Origin of the sequence: Streptomyces sp. NPDC048664 (assembly GCF_040650555.1) — a bacterium.
Classification (GTDB): Bacteria; Actinomycetota; Actinomycetes; order Streptomycetales; family Streptomycetaceae; genus Streptomyces.
On the sequence record NZ_JBEZHK010000008.1, the window covers coordinates 24,155 to 42,690 of the forward strand.

General features: G+C 72.7%; 17 protein-coding genes. 11 read left to right on the top strand and 6 right to left on the bottom strand.

The genetic code is table 11. The features are described from left to right. Positions 1-122 precede the first annotated feature (122 nt). The gene (locus AB0C59_RS10950) at positions 123-1,475 is read left to right on the top strand and encodes an MFS transporter (RefSeq protein WP_363002899.1); all 1,353 of its coding nucleotides are present in this window, start codon (positions 123-125) and stop codon (positions 1,473-1,475) included. Between the two features lie 241 nt (positions 1,476-1,716). Continuing rightward, positions 1,717-3,087, top strand: coding sequence for a radical SAM protein (locus tag AB0C59_RS10955; protein ID WP_363002901.1), 1,371 nt, complete (start codon positions 1,717-1,719; stop codon positions 3,085-3,087). Between the two features lie 216 nt (positions 3,088-3,303). Here the strand turns inward: AB0C59_RS10955 and AB0C59_RS10960 are convergent, their stop codons facing one another. The 3 genes from AB0C59_RS10960 to AB0C59_RS10970 all read right to left on the bottom strand — a co-directional run bounded on the left by AB0C59_RS10960 (position 3,304) and on the right by AB0C59_RS10970 (position 5,975). After that, the gene (locus AB0C59_RS10960) at positions 3,304-5,022 is read right to left on the bottom strand and encodes a DEAD/DEAH box helicase (protein WP_363002903.1); all 1,719 of its coding nucleotides are present in this window, start codon (positions 5,020-5,022) and stop codon (positions 3,304-3,306) included. 86 nt (positions 5,023-5,108) lie between these two features. After that, a complete protein-coding gene (locus AB0C59_RS10965) occupies positions 5,109-5,312 on the bottom strand; it encodes a cold-shock protein (RefSeq protein WP_007502648.1) in 204 nt (67 codons plus the stop codon). Between the two features lie 147 nt (positions 5,313-5,459). Then, positions 5,460-5,975, bottom strand: coding sequence for an SRPBCC family protein (locus AB0C59_RS10970; RefSeq protein WP_363002905.1), 516 nt, complete (start codon positions 5,973-5,975; stop codon positions 5,460-5,462). A gap of 292 nt (positions 5,976-6,267) precedes the next feature. On the opposite strand from AB0C59_RS10970, the gene AB0C59_RS10975 reads away from it, so the two are divergent. From AB0C59_RS10975 to AB0C59_RS10995, 5 genes are all read left to right on the top strand, one after another. Beyond that, complete coding sequence (locus AB0C59_RS10975) at positions 6,268-6,633, top strand: STAS domain-containing protein (RefSeq protein WP_363002907.1); 366 nt, start codon at positions 6,268-6,270, stop codon at positions 6,631-6,633. Positions 6,634-6,719: 86 nt separating this feature from the next. Continuing rightward, the gene (locus AB0C59_RS10980; RefSeq protein WP_363002908.1) at positions 6,720-7,235 is read left to right on the top strand and encodes an ATP-binding protein; all 516 of its coding nucleotides are present in this window, start codon (positions 6,720-6,722) and stop codon (positions 7,233-7,235) included. Between the two features lie 35 nt (positions 7,236-7,270). Next, positions 7,271-8,935, top strand: a complete 1,665-nt coding sequence (locus AB0C59_RS10985; protein ID WP_363002910.1) for a PP2C family protein-serine/threonine phosphatase — start codon at positions 7,271-7,273, stop codon at positions 8,933-8,935. Next, complete coding sequence (locus tag AB0C59_RS10990) at positions 8,932-10,005, top strand: cobalamin-dependent protein (protein ID WP_363002912.1); 1,074 nt, start codon at positions 8,932-8,934, stop codon at positions 10,003-10,005. Before AB0C59_RS10985 ends, AB0C59_RS10990 begins: the two co-directional genes overlap by 4 nt. Further along, positions 10,002-10,385: an STAS domain-containing protein gene (locus AB0C59_RS10995; protein ID WP_363002914.1), complete on the top strand. Its 384-nt coding sequence runs from the start codon at positions 10,002-10,004 to the stop codon at positions 10,383-10,385. The genes AB0C59_RS10990 and AB0C59_RS10995 overlap by 4 nt, the downstream gene beginning before the upstream one ends. 154 nt (positions 10,386-10,539) lie before the next feature. Here AB0C59_RS10995 and AB0C59_RS11000 read toward each other — a convergent pair whose 3' ends face one another. Genes AB0C59_RS11000 through AB0C59_RS11010 form a run of 3 tightly spaced genes read right to left on the bottom strand, consistent with a single transcriptional unit; the run spans position 10,540 to position 13,500 of the window. After that, positions 10,540-11,742, bottom strand: a complete 1,203-nt coding sequence (locus AB0C59_RS11000; protein WP_363002916.1) for a cytochrome P450 — start codon at positions 11,740-11,742, stop codon at positions 10,540-10,542. Next, on the bottom strand, positions 11,739-12,962 hold the full coding sequence (locus AB0C59_RS11005) for an MAB_1171c family putative transporter (protein ID WP_363002918.1): 1,224 nt from the start codon (positions 12,960-12,962) through the stop codon (positions 11,739-11,741). Before AB0C59_RS11005 ends, AB0C59_RS11000 begins: the two co-directional genes overlap by 4 nt. Positions 12,963-12,966: 4 nt before the next feature. Then, entirely contained in the window at positions 12,967-13,500 is a 534-nt protein-coding gene (locus AB0C59_RS11010; RefSeq protein WP_363002920.1) for a hypothetical protein, read from the bottom strand. A gap of 457 nt (positions 13,501-13,957) precedes the next feature. Here AB0C59_RS11010 and rsgA point away from each other — a divergent pair, with 457 nt between their 5' ends. The 4 genes from rsgA to AB0C59_RS11030 all read left to right on the top strand — a co-directional run bounded on the left by rsgA (position 13,958) and on the right by AB0C59_RS11030 (position 18,517). Beyond that, on the top strand, positions 13,958-15,067 hold the full coding sequence (gene rsgA, locus AB0C59_RS11015) for a ribosome small subunit-dependent GTPase A (RefSeq protein ID WP_363002922.1): 1,110 nt from the start codon (positions 13,958-13,960) through the stop codon (positions 15,065-15,067). A gap of 53 nt (positions 15,068-15,120) precedes the next feature. After that, the gene (locus AB0C59_RS11020; RefSeq protein WP_363002924.1) at positions 15,121-16,629 is read left to right on the top strand and encodes an AlkA N-terminal domain-containing protein; all 1,509 of its coding nucleotides are present in this window, start codon (positions 15,121-15,123) and stop codon (positions 16,627-16,629) included. A 2-nt stretch (positions 16,630-16,631) separates the two neighbouring features. Next, positions 16,632-17,129, top strand: coding sequence for a methylated-DNA--[protein]-cysteine S-methyltransferase (locus AB0C59_RS11025; protein WP_363002926.1), 498 nt, complete (start codon positions 16,632-16,634; stop codon positions 17,127-17,129). 155 nt (positions 17,130-17,284) lie between these two features. Beyond that, positions 17,285-18,517, top strand: coding sequence for an SGNH/GDSL hydrolase family protein (locus AB0C59_RS11030; protein WP_363002928.1), 1,233 nt, complete (start codon positions 17,285-17,287; stop codon positions 18,515-18,517). Positions 18,518-18,536 lie beyond the last annotated feature (19 nt).

Sequence of the window (18,536 nt, forward strand, 5' to 3'; positions counted from 1 at the left end):
GGCCAACCAGCCGAACGGCGCAGTCGGCGAAGGGAAAACCCCTCGCGCGAGCCCATCCGGCCCCCGTACGGTGACCCCTTCGGCCGCCCTGGCAGGGGGGCAGGACAGGGGGAGACGCACCGGTGTCGGACACACGCGCCTCGGGATGGGGCCGCGATTTCGGGATCTTCTGGACCGCGCAGACCCTCTCGATGCTCGGGGACTCCTTCGCGCTGATCGCGCTGCCGCTGCTCGTCCTGGAGGCCACCGGGTCCGTCGCCCGGATGGGGCTGCTGACCGCGGTCGGCGGGGCCGCGTCCGTGCTGGCCGCCGTCTTCGCGGGCGTGGTGGTCGACCGCGTGGACCGCCGCAGGCTGCTGATCGCCTGCGATCTGGCGAGGATGGCGCTCTACGGCCTGATCCCGCTGGTCTGGCTCGCGGGCCCCAGGATCTGGCTGCTGTACCTGGTCCTGCCCCTGTGCGAGGCCGTCGGCATGCTGTTCTCCGTCGCCTACGTCACCGCCGTGCGCTCCCTGGTCGACACCGAGCGGATCACCGCGGCCAACGGCCGGCTGAACGCCACCGCGGCGGCGGCCGGGGTCGCCGGCCCCGTGTGCGCGGGGTTCGTGGCGGCCGTGGCCGGTCCCGCCATGGCCGTCGCCGTGGACGCGGTGAGCTTCGGGGTGTCGGCGCTGTGCCTCACCTTCCTGCGGTTCACGCCGACCGCCCGGCCCGGGAGCGGGACGGAAGGCGAGACGGCGGGGGCGACGGGCGCCACGGGGCTGTGGCGCGACCTGCTCACCGGGGTGGCCTTCCTGATGCGCCACCCGGTGCTGCGCGCGCTGACCGGGCTGCTGACCGTGTTCTGCTTCCTGGAACTGGGCCTGACCGACCTGGTCATCTACCACCTCAAGCACGACCTGGGGCAGAACGACGGCGCGGTGGGAACCGTCCTGGCCGTCGCCGCGCTGGGCGGTATCACCGGGTCGCTGCTGGTGGCCCGGATCCGGCGCCGGCTGGGCTTCGGCCCCACCTGGGCCGCCGCGATGGCGGTCTGCGGCTGCGCCATCTCCGGGATCGGCTGGGCCCGGAACCTGCCGTCGGTCGCGGTCCTGGCCGCGCTGCTGCTCACCGGCGCCGCCATCTCGGGAGCCTGCTCCATGTCCCTGCGCCAGCAGGTGACCCCCGAGCACCTGCTGGGCCGGGTCACCTCCGCGTTCTGGACGCTCCACTACGCGGCGGCCCCGTTCGGCGCGGCCGTCATCACCTGGGCGGCGCAGCATCACGGCACGGCGCCGGTGGCCGCGGCGGCGGGCGCCGGCACCGTGGCCATCGCGCTCGTGGGCCTGCTCACCCCGGTGCGCGCCCGCCACCCGGAGGCCGCGGGCCGGGCCGACGGGGCCGTGGACCCCCGGGAGCCCTCGCACCCCCGGGGCATCGCGCGGCGGGCGGAACCCGCCGAGGGGAGTCCGGCCGGCGGGTCGGCGGGTCGCTGAGGAGAGGAACGCGAACGCGGCGGGCTCCGCGCGCAGGACATGGCGCGGCAGCGGGCCGGGGCCGCAGGACTGCGAGCCGATGCCGTGCTGGCCGTGGTCGAGGTTGACCCGCACCGTGGCGCCGGCTCGGCCCCGTCCTGGACCGTGTCGCGCCGCCGTGCGGGGACCCGGCACGTCCGGCGCGCGGGCGGGGGCATACCGTGAGGAGCCGAGCACATACGCAGGGAGCGAGGAGAACGGGATGGACGACAGTCGCACCGCGCTGGTCGAGGACCTGATGGAGCGGTTCCCGCACGTACCGCGGGAAGCCGTCTTCAAGGAGGACCTGCTGCGCGGCGGTGTCGCCTTCGACCGGTCCGCGCTCAGCGACAACGAGGGCGGGGACGTCAAGCCGAAGTCGTACTTCATCTTCTCCTTCGACCACGGCACGCTGCCCGAGCTGGGCGAGGCGGCGCTGCGGCGGCCCCCGGAGGAGATCATCCTCACCGGCGGCCCGTACGACCTGCGCCGCACGGTCGTCTCCGTGCGCGTCAACCCGGCCTCGCCCTACCGCGTGGCCGCCGACGAGCACGGGCTGCTCGGGCTCTACCTCGACGGGCGCCGGATCGCCGACGTGGGCGTGCCGCCCATGCCCGAGTACTACCGGCACACCCTCTCCAACGGGAAGTCCGTGATGGAGGTGGCGCCCACCATCCAGTGGGGCTACCTCATCTACCTCACCGTCTTCCGGGTGTGCCAGTACTTCGGCGCCAAGGAGGAATGCCAGTACTGCGACATCAACCACAACTGGCGCCAGCACAAGGCGGCGGGCCGGCCCTACACCGGGGTGAAGGACGTCGAGGAGGTCCTCGAAGCCCTGGAGATCATCGACCGCTACGACACCGCCAAGGCGTCCACCGCCTACACCCTCACCGGCGGCGCGATCACCAAGACGGTCGCCGGGCGGGACGAGGCCGACTTCTACGGCCACTACGCCAAGGCCATCGAGGACCGCTTCCCGGGCCGCTGGATCGGCAAGGTCGTCGCACAGGCGCTGCCGAAGGGCGACGTGCAGCGGTTCAAGGACTACGGCGTGCAGATCTACCACCCCAACTTCGAGGTGTGGGACCGGCGCCTGTTCGAGCTGTACTGCCCCGGCAAGGAGCGCTACGTCGGCCGCGACGAGTGGCACCGGCGCATCCTGGACTCGGCCGACGTCTTCGGCGCGCGCAACGTGATCCCGAACTTCGTGGCGGGCGTGGAGATGGCCGAGCCCTTCGGCTTCGCCACGGTGGACGAGGCCATCGCGTCCACCACCGAGGGCCTGCGCTTCTTCATGTCGCACGGCATCACGCCCCGCTTCACCACCTGGTGCCCGGAGCCGACGACCCCGCTCGGCAAGGCCAACCCGCAGGGCGCGCCGCTGGAGTACCACATCCGTCTGCTGGAGGCCTACCGCGCCACCATGGACGACTTCGGCCTCTCCTCGCCGCCCGGCTACGGCCCGCCCGGCCCGGGCAACGCGGTCTTCTCGGTCAGCTCCTTCATGGACAGCCTGCCCGCCGTCGAGGCGGCCGGGGCCGAGGAAGCCACCGGGGCCGGGGAAGGGACCGGGGCCGCTTCGCGCGCCTGAGGTCCTGCCTGAGGGGGCGCACGCGCCCCCTCAGGGCCTGATCGGGCCTCGGCCCGGACGTGCCGCCCTGGGACCTGTCGCGAAAGTGGCGTCTGCCGCGCGACGCCCGGCACGTGCCCCCGAACTCTGCGAGCAGGGGGGAACCCCACTCGCCGTATCGCCCGGAAGCCCTCGTACGGGACGTACGAGGGCTTCCGGGCGATACGGCGACAGGCTCTAGGAGGCGGGGGTACGGCGACCGCCGCGGCGGTCGGAGCCGCGGCCCCCGCCGCCGGACGTGTTGCCCGTGCCCGATCCGTTCGCCGAGCGCCGCCCGGAGCCGCGGCCGGCCTGCGCCGAGCCGGCTCCCGTTCCGGCCCGGCGGTCGGAGCCGCGGCCCGCGGCGGCGCCCTGCTTGGCGCCGCCCGCTTCCGGCCGACGAGCGCCGCCACGCCCACCGGTCGCGGTGGTGCCGCCGGTGGCCGCCGTCCCGGACGCGGACCGGCGGTCCGTGCTCCGGCCCCCCTTCGCGGGGGCCGCGCCCGCCGCCGTCGCACCGGAGCCGCCGCCGCTGCGGCGCCGGCGGCCGGAGCGCCCGCCGGGCCGGCCCGTGCCGGGCTCCCGGTCCTGGCGGGAGGCCGCGGATGCCGCCGGCTGGGGAACCTCGATGGTGACGGGCACGCCCGAGGGCTCGCGGGCGCCGGTGAGGGTGGCCAGTTCCGCGTCGGTCGACGTGATGCGGGCCGTACGGGGGCGGATGCCCGCGTGCGACATGAGCTGGGTGACGTCCCGCTTCTGGTCGGGCAGGACCAGCGTGACCACGCTGCCCGAGCCGCCGGCGCGTGCCGTGCGGCCGCCGCGGTGCAGGTAGTCCTTGTGGTCGGTCGGGGGATCGACGTTCACGACGAGGTCGAGGTTGTCGACATGTATGCCCCGGGCCGCGACGTTCGTCGCGACCAGGGCGGTGACCTGGCCGTTCTTGAACTGTTCCAGGGTGCGGTTGCGCTGCGGCTGGGAGCGGCCGCCGTGCAGGGCCGCCGCGCGGACACCGACGGCGAGGAGCCGCTTGGCGAGCCGGTCGGCGGACCTCTTGGTGTCGAGGAAGAGGATGACCCGGCCGTCACGGGCCGCGATACGCGCGGTGACGGCCTTCTTGTCGGTCTCGTCCGCCACATGGAGCACGTGGTGCTCCATGGTGGTCACCGCGCCCGCCGACGGGTCCACGGAGTGCACCACGGGGTCGGTCAGGAACCGCTGCACCAGGCGGTCGATGTTGCGGTCCAGGGTGGCCGAGAACAGCATGCGCTGCCCGTCGGGACGCACCTGCTGGATCAGCTTGGTGATCTGCGGCAGGAAGCCCATGTCGGTCATCTGGTCGGCCTCGTCCAGCACCGTGATGCGGACGTCGGCGAGCACGCAGTCGCCCTGGGCCACCAGGTCGTTGAGCCTGCCGGGGGTGGCCACGACCACCTCGGCGCCGCGCCGGAGGGTGGCGGCCTGCTTGGTGACGGACAGCCCGCCGACCACCGTGGCCAGCCGGAGGTTCACCGCCGTGGCGTAGGGGGTGAGCGCGTCCGTCACCTGCTGGGCGAGTTCACGGGTGGGCACCAGCACCAGGGCGAGGGGAGCCTTGGACTCCGCGCGCAGTCCGGCGGTGCGGGCGAGCAGCGCCAGCCCGAACGCGAGGGTCTTGCCGGAGCCGGTGCGTCCCCGCCCCAGCAGGTCGCGGCCGGCGAGCGAGTTCGGCAGCGTGGCGGCCTGGATGGGAAAAGGGCTGGTCACCCCTTGCGCGGTGAGCGTCTTCAGCAGCCCTGCGGGCATGTCCAGGGCGGCGAAGTCCTCCACGGCGGGAAGTGCGGGGGTCCCGTTCTCCGGCAGCCGGAACTCCTGCGGAGACGAGACTGGGGACGGGGATGACGAGGGGCGCCGGTTCGACTTCTGCGGCCTGCGGGACATGCGGTTCTTGCCTTCCTGGAAACAGCACAAACCGGGGTCCGCACCATGACGGTGCGGACCCCGGTGAGCGGATACGCGTCCGGCGATCAGGCGGGGACGATGTTCTCCGCCTGCGGGCCCTTCTGGCCCTGCGTCACGTCGAAGCTGACCCGCTGGCCCTCCTGGAGCTCACGGAAGCCCTGGGTCGCGATGTTCGAGTAGTGGGCGAAGACGTCGGGGCCGCCGCCGTCCTGCTCAATGAAGCCGAAACCCTTTTCGGAGTTGAACCACTTCACGGTTCCCTGTGCCATGACATTCTCTTTCTGTAGGCAGAGGCCCCATCCGGAGATGCCGGATAACAAACAGTGCGCCTAACGTTCCCGTCAGGCGCACATAGGTTCATGGGTACCACAACTGCAACTTTGGCAAGCGTACCACGAAGCCCGGGGTGTAGTCGATCACCACGGCTCCTTCCGGGTCGCCTCCAGTTCCCGCTTGAGGTTCCGCAGGGTCGTGGCGATGTTGCGCCGCTGGAAGTCGGCGAAGGTGCTGCCTCCCGTCGCGACCCGGTCGAAGGCGCGGGTCAGGGCGTCGGGCCAGGCGCGCCGGTCGTCGGTCCACGTCTCCGTCACCCGCGTGCCGGGGCCGACCGGCTCGAAGCGGTACTCCCAGCCGGCGATGGGGACGCGCAGGAACGGTCGCCTGACCCCGATGGAGTGGACCCGGAAGGCGAAGCGGCGGCCCGGATCGGCGGCCACGACGGTGCACCGCGTCACCCAGCGGAACCGTCCGCGCCGGTTGCGCCCGACGAAGCTCGTGCCCACCTCGGCGGGTCCGCTCCCGGTGCCCTCCGCGGTGCCCAGGTTCTCCGGACTCCAGCGGCCCATGTCGGCGGGACGGCTCACGGCCCGGTAGACGGCGTCGGGAGGGACGTCGACGACGATGTCGCCGCTCACACGGAACACTCGGGCCATACCGGGACCTCTCGTCGGCGCACACGAAAGCCACCACGGGGTGGCGGCCGACATCATGGCATCCGGCCCGACCCGGGTGGAGGCCGGGCGGGCGGTCCGGTGAGGCCGGGGGCGGGGACGCGGCGGGAGGTCGCGCGGGTTCCGTCGCGCGCGGCCGCTCCCGCCCCCGACTCCCCCGTGCCTACCCGGCCTTCGGCCGCGAAACCCTCACGCCGGCCGCGCGTTCACGGGCACCGGTCCTGGCCGGGATCCTGGCTGGTACTGCCGAGCGCTGGGGTGTGAAGATGGCGCCATGCATCGGGTCCCTGAGATGAAAGTGCACGTCACCCACTACGGGGAGACCCTTGTGATCACGCTGTGCGGCGAGGTGGACGAGGACGACGCCGAGGACCTCGAAGCGGCGTGGGACGAGGCCGACCGGGAAGCGCTGCCCGTCACGGCGGTGGACCTGTCCCGGGTCTCCTTCGCCGACAGCATGCTCCTCAACGCTCTCATCGACGCCAGGCGGCGCCACGAGGCCGACGGTCGGACCCTGGTCCTGCTCGGCCCCCTGCAGCCCGCCCTGCGACGGCTGTTGACCATCAGTGGGATGATCGATCACTTCAGGATCGCCGACACCGGCCCCAGCCACGGAAGCGGTGAGCAGCGGTCATCATGAAGGGGATCACGACGGGTAGCCGAGAACCGTAGGCCAACGACGTTCTGTGACCAGGGGTATGGGCGAACCAGCGACGGAGGCACTTCATGGCCATCCCGGTGAGAAGGCCGGCGAGGGACGAGCACAAGACGGCACGCCTGCGGTACCGCATGGACTGGGACAGGGGCGGGGCGTCCATCGCCGATGCCCGGCACGCGGTGCGCGCCCTGCTGGCCCGGGCCGGACACCATCCCGACCACCGGCCGAGCCAGGACGCCCAGCTCGTGGTCAGTGAGATGGTCACCAACGCGATCCGGCACGCGCCGGGACCGGGAGCTCTCCTGCTGGAGCTGACGTCCGACGCCACCCGCCTGCGGATCGCCGTACGGGACAGCTCACCGCACCCACCCGTCGTGCACGAGCCCGACGCGCACCGTATCGGCGGACACGGCCTGTACCTGGTCTCCCGCCTGTGCGGGCGGATACACACCATGGCGCTGGGCGTCGGCAAGCAGGTCACGGCCCACCTCGGCCTCGCGACACCCCTGCGGGTCCCCGGGGTGGGTTGCATCGGCGAAGGGGATGCGGGACTGTTGCCGGACGACATCTGTTCTCCAGGGTAGGAAGGTGGTGGGGTGCGCAAGGCGTACCCCCGCTTTTGTCTGCTTCCCGCGGTCCGTCCGCCCGCCCGCGCGGCGTCGACACCCGAGTGGGCGCCACGTGGAGTGACGCCCCCTACCCCGTGCTGGTCGTCGACCGGCACGGCACGCTCGCGCACTTCAACGAGGCCGCCAGTGCCCTGCTGCCGACGGCGGGGATCGGGGACGGGCTGCGCGACACGCCGCTCTCCTGGTTGACCGACGCACATCGACCCGTCGCCGACCCGCAGGGCGACGAAGGTCCCCGCCCGCGCGCGGGGCACATCGACGACCGGTACTTCGAGGCGCACCCCACCGTCCTGACCGACGGGGACACGGTGTGGTGGCTGGTCGACGACACCGACCGCCGTCTGGCCGAGACGGCGCTGCACCAGGCGCGGGCGCGCACCGACGTCCTGTCCGACGTGTCGTCGACGCTACTGTCGACCCTGAACGTGCCGCGCTGCATGGAGGTGGCCGCGTCCATGGCCGTGGAGCATCTCGCCGAGGCCGCGGTGCTCGTCGCCCCGGCGCAGGGCCGGCGCCACCCCCTGACCCACGCCCGCCGCGGCGGACCGGTCACCCAGGTCACGCAGAAGATCGACACCCGGAGCGTGCCCGGACTGACCGAGGCTCTCCAGGGCTTTCCCCCCGTCCCCGCCCGCTGGATCGACCCCGGCGACATCCCCGACTGGGTGATCCCCGACGGGTTCGCCGGCCCCGTCGGCTCCGTCATCGTCACGCCTCTCCCGGGTCACGGAGTCCCCGCCGGGGCACTGATCCTGCTGCGCTCCAGCACCGAGCAGGCGTTCACCGACGGCGAGGAGGTCTTCGCCCGGCTGTTCGCCGCCCGGGCCGGGGCCGCCCTCTCCGCCGCCCGCCTGTACGCGGAACAGGCCGGTGTCACCGCCACCCTGATGCGGGAGCTGCTGCCGCCCTCGCTGCACCGGGTGCACGGGGTGGACTACGCCGGCAGCTACCGGGCCGCCAAGGACCATGGGCGGGTCGGCGGTGACTTCTACGACGTCCATCCGGGGCCCGACGCCACGGGGGAGACCCTGGTCGTCCTCGGAGACGTCGCGGGAAAGGGACTGGACGCGGCGGTCCTGACCGGCAAGATCCGCAACACCCTGCACGCCCTGCTTCCCCTGGCCGACGACCACCAGCGGGTGCTCGACCTGCTCAACGGGGCACTCCTCAGCTCCCATCACACCCGTTTCGCCACCCTCGTCCTGGCCTCGGTGCGCCACCACGACGACCGCGTCCATCTGCGGCTGACCAGCGCCGGCCACCTGCCCCCGCTCATCGTCCGCACCGACGGCACCGTGGAAGAGGCCCCCACCAGCGGCACCCTGGTCGGCGCCCTGCCGACCGTGACCGTGCGCACCGCGCGGACGGTGCTCGCCCCCGGCGAGACCTGCCTCCTCTACACCGACGGCATCACCGAGGCCCGCGGCGGCCCCCTCGGCGACGAGATGTTCGAGGAACGTCGCCTGCGAAGGTCACTGGCCGAGTGCGCGGGACTGCCCGCGGAGGCGGTCGTGGAACGGGTGCAGATGCTCGCCGCCCAGTGGCTCGGCTCCGGCCGCCACGACGACATGGCCCTCGTCGCGATCAGCGCGCCCAGATCCGGGCCCCGGACGCCGGCCGACGGCCGCGACGAGCACGACGTGAGGAACCGATGATGTCCGCCACGGCGCGAGACCTGTTGTGGCGGGCCCTGGTCGCCGGCGAGGAGTACGCGGCCGTCGGCGTGCTGCACGACGCGCTGGCCGCGGGCCTGGACCAGGAGTCACTGCTCCTGGACGTGATCGCGCCGGTCCAGGAGAAGGTCGGCGTCGAGTGGGCCGCCGACCGCCTCACGGTGGCCCAGGAACACGCCGCCACCGCCATCAACGAACGCGCCATGGCCGCCCTCGCGCACCGCCGGCACGACACGCCACGCCCTGCGCGGCGCGGCCGGGTGACGGTGAGCTGCGTCGACGGCGAGTGGCACGCGTTCCCCGCCCGCCTGGTCGCCGAGATCCTGCATCTGCGCGGCTGGCAGGTCGACTACCTCGGTGCCCAGACCCCCACCCCGCACCTGATCGCCCATCTGCACCAGACCAACCCCGACGCGGTCCTGCTGTCCGGTTCGATGCCCACCCACCTGCCGACCGCGCACGCCGCCATCACCGCCTGCCAGGCCATAGGCGTGCCCGTCATGGCCGGCGGCCGCGCCTTCGGCGCCGACGGACGCCACGCCCGCTCGCTCGGCGCCGACCGGTGGGCCCGCGACGCGCGCGACGCGGCCCACGCACTCGACGCGGGGATCCCGCGGCCGGCCCCCTCGGCCATGCGCCAGGTCGTCGACGACCTCCCGCACCTGGCCGACCAGGAATACACCATGCTCGTCCGATCGCGGGCCCAGCTGGTGAAGCAGACCCTGGTCGACCTGGAGAACCGCTTCCCGCCCCTGCGCGCCTACACCGACGCCCAGCGCGAACGCACCGCGGAGGACATCGCCCACATCGTCGACTTCCTCGCCACCGCCCTGTACGTCGACGACCCCGACCTCTTCACCACGTTCGCGACCTGGACCGCCGACATCCTCCAGGCCCGCCACGTCCCCGCCCGCTCCCTCCTCGCGGGACTGGACCTCCTCGCGGCCCAACTGCACGACTTCCCCCGCGCCCTCGGCCTCATCCACCGGGGCGCCGACGCCCTCGGCGACCGCCCCACCCACCTCGTCCCCGACACGGGCACCCGCATATGACCGACCCGCACGCCACCGACCCGCACGCCACCGACCCGCACCCCACCGAGTTCACCGTCACCGCCCACCGTGGGACGTCCACGCTGACCGTGCGGGTGACCGGCGAACTCGACTACGACACCAGCGACGAGTTCCTCGACACCGTCACCGACCACCTCGCCCGACGCCCCGCGCTCCACGAGGTGCGCCTGGACTTCCGGGACCTGCAGTGGATCGACTCCTCGGGGCTGTCGGCCCTGCTCATGATCCACCGCCGCGCCGTCGCCACCGACGTGCTGCTGCACCTGGACAACCGGCCCGACTTCCTGAACCGCATGCTCGACATCACCAACGTCCTGGACCACCTCACCTCGGCGACCCTGCCTCCACCGGCCCGGTGAGAGCATCGCCTCGGAGCCATAGGCCAGTTCGAGGGGACAGCCGGGTCGATGAGGTCACAGCCGGACGATGTCGTCCTGGCCCAGGTCTGCGCGGAGTCACTCGCAGACCGGCAGTCAGCGGCAGCCACCGGCCCGACGGCGCGCGGGAGTCGCGTCAGTCGGTCGTGACAGGGAGACTGCGCAGCCCCCTCTTGTGGAACGTCGGCCACCACTCCAGCTCATCGGCCGCTGCGGCCAGTTCGAGTGCGGGGAACCGTTCCACGAGGGACCCTACGGCGATCTCCGCTTCCATCCGTGCGAGCGGGGCGCCGAGGCAGTAGTGCACTCCGTGGCCGAACGCCAGATGGGTCGGTGCACGGCCCGGGTCGAACACGTCGGGGGACGCGAACTCCCGCCCGTCCCGGTTCGCCGAGGCGAGGGAGACCCACACGCGGCTGCCGGCGGGAATGAGGGCGTTTCCGATGCTGACGTCCTCAAGGGCGAAGCGGCGCACGGCCAGTGCGAAGGGCGGGTTCCAGCGCAGAGTCTCCTCGACCACCGACCGTATCGGGACGGCGCCCTCCCGCACCGCCGTCAGCAGTCGGGGGTGCAGCAGCAGACTCAGCGCCGTGTTGCCGATGAGATGGACGGCGTTGTCGTAGCCGGCGAACAGCGTGAGGAACGCCAGGGAGACGAGTTCGGGCTCGGTGAGCGCGTCGCGGTCGTCGCGTGCGTGGACGAGGGCGGACAGGAGGTCCTCGGTCGGGCTGTTGCGCTTGTCCTCGATGACACCTTTGAGGAACTGGTGCATCTGGCCCATCGCCGTGCGTGACTCCGTCGCCGCTCCCGGCGTCGGGGAGAAGAGCGTGTCGGTCCAGGCCCGGAAGTCGTGCTGTGCCGTCTCCGGGATGCCGAGCAGTTCGCAGATGACACCCATCGGCAGGGGGACGGCCAGGGCGTGGACGAGGTCCACGCGTCGGCCGGACAACGGGGTGAGGAGTTCGTCGGTCAGCTTCTGGACGCGCGTGCGCAGGCCCTCGACGCGACGGGGAGTGAACGCCTTGGCGACGAGGCGGCGCAGGCGAGTGTGGTCGGGCGGATCCATGTTGAGCAGGTGGGCGTCGAGCTCGGGCGGCATGGACGAGGTGTACTCGCCGCTGGTCCGGGCGTTCGCCTTGTTCAGGGAGAGCCGGGGGTCCGCCAGAGCCGCGCGGGCCTCGGCGTACCGGGTGATCAGCCACACGGGTTCGCCGTCGGGAGTGGTGGTGCGGTGGACCGGGGCGGCTGCCCGGAGCCGGGCGTAGGCGCCATGGGGGTCGGCGACGAGTGCGTCACCGAGCAGTGACGGGACACCGCCGGTCGGTTCGGTGCTGCTCATGCGTCCGCCTTCGCCGACTGGAGCCGTTCGAGGACGGCGGGGATGACGGGGGAGGTGCGGAAGGCGTCGGCGACCCGGGTCAGACGGGCACCTTCCTCGTTGAGGTCGCCGCCCGCGGCGTCGTCGAAGTCCGTGCCGTGTCCCTCCGGCACCCCATGGCCGGTGGACCGGGCCTGAAGGGCCGCGGCGATGTGCGCGGCCTCTGTCACGGCGTCCGCCTCGTCACCGGTGAGGTGGTGGGTGGCTGCCAGGTCCCGTGTCATGCGACTGATGTCCGCGTCGTGGTGGGGGCGAAGTCTCATCTCGCCGTCGAGCATCTCGATCACCTGGCGGCCGAGGAAGAACCGGAGGTCGCGTGCCAGCTCCCTGCGAGAGGTCGGCGGGGGAAGGAGGACGACCTCGGGGAAGGCGCGGGTGATCGCCTGCCAGAGCGGGTAGCGCCGGTGGAAGGTGCGGTAGTCGGACATCCATGACAGGGCCCTGCCGAGGCCGACGCCCCAGGCCGGCATGGTGAACCCCACGGCGAAGAGAGCGGCCGCGACGCTGGCGAACATGGGGGCGACCACGGAGTTGAGGAAGCCGAGGGGTGAGATGCCGAGCTTGTCCCAGACGAGGGAGAGGGCCTTGGGCAGGCAGTAGCCCAGGCCGGCGACCGCTCCCACGGTGACGGTGCGCAGGCCGCGACGCAGCCAGGGCTGGCCGACGATCTTCGCGTAGCGCCAGCAGAGCCGGATCAGGCCGACCATGCTGACCGTGAACAGGGTCTGGTGGACGAGCAGGAACTCCCAGATGTACGCGGTCCTCGCGTAGTGGACGTCGAAGTCGAGGGCGTGCGACGTGTCGGTGGCGTCCCCCAGGAAGAACAGCACCCAGTTCGTGGCGACCGTGGCGAGCGCGTATCCGAGGATCAGCCGGTGGCGGAGCCGGACGGTCGACTGCGCGGACGACCAGCTGACGAGGAGGGCCAGGAACGAGGTGAGGCAGACCTCCACGGTGGTGTAGATGATCAGCGAGGAGATGTTGGGCGCGCCGAACAGCGCGTCGACCCGTACGTACACCGCGGGGATGGCGAAGCCGAACGGCGCGGCGAACGTGGCGATCGCGAGGCACAGCCGCTGCAACTCCTTGTTGCGCCAGTCGCGGGCCAGGTCTCTCAGTTTGAAGGCGAACGCGCTCCACGTGATCAAGGAGAGCATTCCGTACACGACGTTGAACAACACGCGGCTATGTCCTTGGTGTGGAACCGCGCCCCAGGGAGCGCTCGAGATGGCTGACGAGGTCGACCACGTCTTCCGGAAGGCTTGTCGCCGGCCGGGGGGTGGCGTTGGTGGCCTGCAGGGGGATCAGCGAGGCGACCAGCTCGGCGGCCTTCTCCTCGCTCCGGTCGTAGCCGGTGCGGCCGAGGACGGTGCGTACGAGAGCGGGGTCGATGGTCGGCAGCAGGAGCCGGGAGATCTCCTCCTGCTCGGCCGGCGTGGACTCGTGCTCGCAGAGCATGTGGCCGATCTCGTGGAGGACGATGTGGCCCTGGTGCGCCTTTCTGGCCTTCGCCTGGTAGACGACGTAGTCCACGTCCTCGGTGGCGACCCACATGCCGCACAGGCCTCGGTCGGCGGGCAGCGGCATCGGTACGAGCGAGATGGGCCGTCCGCGGCGTTCCTCCATCTGGTCGATGAGGGCGTTGATGTCGAACGGCTTCGGGAGGTCGAGTTGCCGGACCAGATCGGCACAGTGGCGGCGTAGTTCCCTGTCGTTCATCCCCGCTCCCCCCGGGTCGGCCCACTGCCACCGGACGAAGACCACGCTCGCGCTCCCCCTCGCCAAGGCGGCCGGCGCTGGGTGGATGGGGTTGGTATGGGCATGACATTCTACCCTGCGTCCGCCACCGGCCTCATCGATCATTTATCGCCGAAACGGGGGCCGCTGTCCATCGGTTCGCTCGTGCCGGCAGGACGTCGCGAGGCCGTGCGGGGAAAATTCGCTGGTGCGTCGGCGAGCGGGTGGCTAGGTTCGTGTTCGTTCCTGCGGCTGCTTCGAGCCGCCGCTGTTCCGTGTGTGTGACCTGGGAGGTGTTGACCGATGGCTGTCGTCGCGATGGGCGTTGCCCGCATCCGGAAGTTCCTCGAGTCCACCTCCGTGGCCGCCGGCTGACCTCACCTGTTCTTTCCGCGTCCGAGTACGCGATGCCGGGGCCGCCCATGTGAAGGGTCACCCCTTGTCTTCCTCCTCTCTCTCGATCTCGGCTTCGTCGTGTCCGCTCGCCCCCTACGGCTGGGACGCGGACCGGGAGTCGGAGTTCGCTCCCCATGCCGAGCAGGGTCTCCTGCCCGGCCGCGTCGTGCGGGTCGACCGCGGCCTGTGCGACGTCGTCACCCCGGACGGCGTCGTCCGGGCCGACACCGAGTTCGTCGTCCCCCGTGACCCGATGAAGGTCGTGTGCACGGGGGACTGGGTCGCGGTCGATCCGGCGGGCGGCGATCCCCGGTACGTACGCTCGCTGCTGACCCGCCGTACCGCGTTCGTGCGGTCCACCTCCTCCAAGCGGTCCGAGGGGCAGATCCTCGCCGCCAACGTCGACCACGCGGTCGTCGCCGTCTCCCTGGCGAGGGAACTGGACCTCGGCCGTGTCGAACGGTTCCTCGCCCTCGCCTGGGAGTCCGGAGCCCTGCCCGTCGTGGTGCTGACCAAGGCCGACCTGGTGCCCGAGGCCGCGACGCTCGCGCATCTCCTCCAGGACGTGGAGGCGGCGGCGCCCGGCGTTCCCGTGCTGTCGGTCAGCGCGCAGCGGGGCGAGGGGCTCGACGTCCTGGAGGCGGTCCTCGCCGGCGGCACCTCCGTGCTGCTCGGGGAGTCCGGCGCGGGAAAGTCCACCCTCGCGAACGTCCTGCTCGGTCGGGACGCCATGGAGGTCCAGGCCACCAGGGACATGGACGGAAAGGGGCGCCACACCACGACCACCCGCAATCTGCTCGTGCTGCCCGGCGGCGGGGTCCTCATCGACACGCCCGGCCTGCGCGGGGTGGGCCTCTGGGACGCCGAGACCGGTGTCGGCCGGGTCTTCGCGGAGATCGAGGAACTCGCGCAGGGGTGCCGCTTCCACGACTGCGCGCACGAGGCGGAGCCCGGCTGCGCGGTGCGCGAGGCCGTCGAGAGTGGCGAACTGCCCGGGCGGCGCCTGGACAGCTACCGCAAGTTGCAGCGCGAGAACGCATGGATCGTCGCCAAGACCGACGCCCGGTTGCGGGCCGACCGGCGGCGCGAGTGGAAGCGCAGGGGCGCGGAGGGCCGTGCGGCCATGGAGGCCAAGCGGGGGCACCGGGGCTGAGCGGCCCGGGCCACCGGACCCGGGCGGCGGGGGAGCGGGGGGTGACCGGTGTGATGTCCGATTTCCGCCGGTCCCCGCACCGCTCCTGGCGGACACTGGGAGGCGTGAGCCAGGAAGACACCAGGTACGAGGCGGTGCGCAGCCGTGACGGCCGGTTCGACGGCGAGTTCTTCTTCGCCGTCGAGACGACCGGGATCTACTGCCGCCCCAGCTGCCCCGCCGTGACGCCGAAGCGGCACAACGTGCGGTTCTATCCGACGGCCGCCGCCGCGCAGAGCGCCGGGTTCCGGGCCTGCCGGCGGTGCCGTCCGGACGCCGTGCCCGGCTCCGCGCAGTGGAACGTCCGCGCGGACGTCGTGGGCCGCGCCATGCGTCTGATCAAGGACGGCGTGGTCGACCGCGAAGGCGTCGGCGGACTGGCCCTGCGCCTCGGCTACAGCACCCGCCAGGTGCAGCGGCAGCTCACCGTGGAACTGGGCGCGGGGCCCGTGGCGCTCGCCCGGGCGCAGCGCGCCCACACCGCCCGTGTCCTGCTGCAGAGCACCGAGCTGCCGGTCACGGAGATCGCCTTCGCCGCCGGGTTCGCCAGTGTGCGGCAGTTCAACGACACGGTCAGGGCGGTGTACGCCGCCACGCCGAGCGAGCTGCGCGAGGCCGCGTCCCGTTCCCGGCACACCGCCCCCCGGAACACCGCGCGTCGCCGGGCCGCCGTGTCCGCCGGGATCCCGCTGCGGCTCGCCCACCGGGGCCCCTACCAGTCCACGGCGCTGTTCGACGTGCTCGCCCGCGAGGCGCTGGAGGGGGTCGAGGAGGTGGAGGGGGCCCGCGGCCGCCGTACCTACCGGCGCACGCTCGGGCTGCCGTACGGCACCGCCGTCGTCGCCGTCGACGAGCGGACCGGCCGTCCGGCGTCCTCGGCCGGGCACACCGGCGGCTGGTTGGACGCCCGGCTCCACCTCACCGACCCCCGTGACCTCACCACCGCGGTCCAGCGCCTGCGCCGTCTCCTCGACCTCGACGCCGACCCGTACGCGGTGGACGAACGGCTCGCCGCCGACGCCCGGCTCGCCCCCCTGGTGGCGGCCCGGCCCGGGCTGCGCTCGCCGGGCGCGGCCGACCCGGAGGAGTACGCGGTGCGCGCGCTCGTCGGGCGCCACCGGGCGGCCGACCTCGTCCGTCGCCACGGGAAGACGCTCGACGCGCCGTACGGCAGCCTCACCCATGTCTTCCCCGGGCCGGACCTGCTCCTCGGAGCCGATCTGGACGGTACCGCCGCCGCCCTGCTCCGCGCCCTCGCCGAGGGAAGCCTCCGGCTCGACCCTGGCGCCGACCGCGACGAGGCCCAGGCCGTGCTGCTCTCGCTGCCGGGCATGGACCCGCGCACCGTGGCGGCCATCCGTACCCGGGCGCTCGGCGACCCCGACGCGGCACCCGTGGGCGAGGACGTTCCCGAGGCGTGGCGCCCCTGGCGCTCGTACGCCCTTCGGCATCTACGGACGGCACGGGAAGAGCACGAAGAGCAGGCAGAGCACGACGTACAGGTAGAACGGGAAGCGTACTGATCATGGTTCAGCAGGACGACGTGCACTACACGATCCTCGACAGCCCCCTCGGTGAGTTGCTGCTCACCGCCGACGGATCGGGGGCGCTGACCTCGGTGTCCGTTCCGGGGCAGAAGGGCGGCCGGACGCTCCAGCCCGGCTGGCGGCACACGCCCGGCCTCTTCACGGCGGCCGAGCAGCAGTTCACCGCCTACTTCGCCGGCGAACTCCGCGATTTCCAGTTGGAGTTGCGCACCCAGGGCACGGAGTTCCGGGAGCGGGTGTGGGCGGCGCTGGACGCGGTGCCGTACGGGGAGACGACGACCTACGGCGCCATCGCGGCCCGTATCGGGGCGCCACGGGCGGCCGTACGCGCCGTCGGAGGCGCGATCGGGGCGAATCCGCTGCTCGTCGTCCGGGCCTGTCACCGGGTGATCGGGTCGGACGGGGCTCTCACCGGGTACGCGGGCGGACTGGAACGCAAGGTGCGGTTGCTGGAGCTGGAGGGGGCGCTGGCGTAGGGGTGCGCGTGACGCGGGCGGCAGCGTGTGCGGGGGGTCCGTCGATCGTGTGACGGTGTGTTAGCTCCTCGGTGTGGCACGGGAAGTCATGGAGCGCTCAGCGGCTTCGGCTTTCAGGCCCCGGGCCCCGGGCCCCGGCGAGGAGAGGGCGCGTCATGGTGGACCAGCTGACCCGTGCGGCGGGAGTGCGGCGCCGCTGCCTCGCCGTCGCGGCCCTCACCCTCCTGACGACGGCCGCCGCCCTCCCCGCGCCGTCCACCGCGGAGCCGGCCCCGCGGTGGACCGGCACGTGGGAGACCGCGCCGTCCGGGACGGCGAAGGTCCCCTCCGACGCGACGATCCGCAACGTCGTGCACCTCAGCGTCGGCGGCCGTGCCGTGCGGGTCCGCGTGTCCAACCGGTTGGGCGCCGACCCGCTCCGACTCGACACCGTCACCGTGGCGTTGAGACGCTCGGGTGTGCGGCCAGGAGCCGCGGCCGCCCCGGGCTCCCTGCGTACCGTCACCTTCGGCGGCGCCACCTCCGTGACGGTGCCCGCGGGCGAGGACCGCGTCGGTGACGCCGTGGAACTGGCGGTGCCGGCCGACGCCGACCTGCTGGTCAGCGTGCACACCCCGCGCGACGCCGGGCGGGCGACCTACCACCGCGACGCCTTCCGGACCAGCTATCTGGCCGAGCACGGCAACCGGGCCGCCGACGTCGACGCGGCCGCCTACACCGCCACCGTCTCCCACTGGTACTACGTGACCGGCGTCGACGTCCTGCGCCCCGGCGGCGCGGGCAGCGTGGTGGCCTTCGGCGACTCCCTCACCGACGGCACGGGGTCGACCCCGGACACCGACCACCGCTGGCCCGACCTGCTCTCGGCCCGGCTGCGCGGGCTGCCCCCGCAGCGCAGGCCGGGCGTGCTGAACGCCGGGATCTCCGGCAACCGGCTGCTGCGTGAGGGCGCGGGACCGAGCGCGCTGACCCGGTTCGACGCCGACGCCACGCTCCGCGACGGGGTGCGCACGGTGATCGTGCTGGAAGGCGTCAACGACCTCAAGGGCAAGCCGCCCGAGACCGACGCGGGCGCCTTCGCACGGGGGTACCGCCGGCTGGTCGCGCGTGCGCACACCCTCGGCATCCGGGTCATCGGCGCCACGCTCACCCCGTTCGCCGGATACCGGGACTGGACCCCGGCGCGCGAGGACCTGCGGCAGGAGATCAACGGCTTCATCCGGAACGGGCCCTTCGACGCGGTGGCGGACTTCGACGCGGTCGTCCGCGACCCGGCACACCCCGACCGCATCCTTCCGGCCTACGACCCCGGCGACCACCTCCACTTCGACGACGCGGGCGCGAAGGCGCTGGCCGACTCCATCGACCTGACCGACCTCCTGCGATGACCTGCGGTCGGGCGGTCGG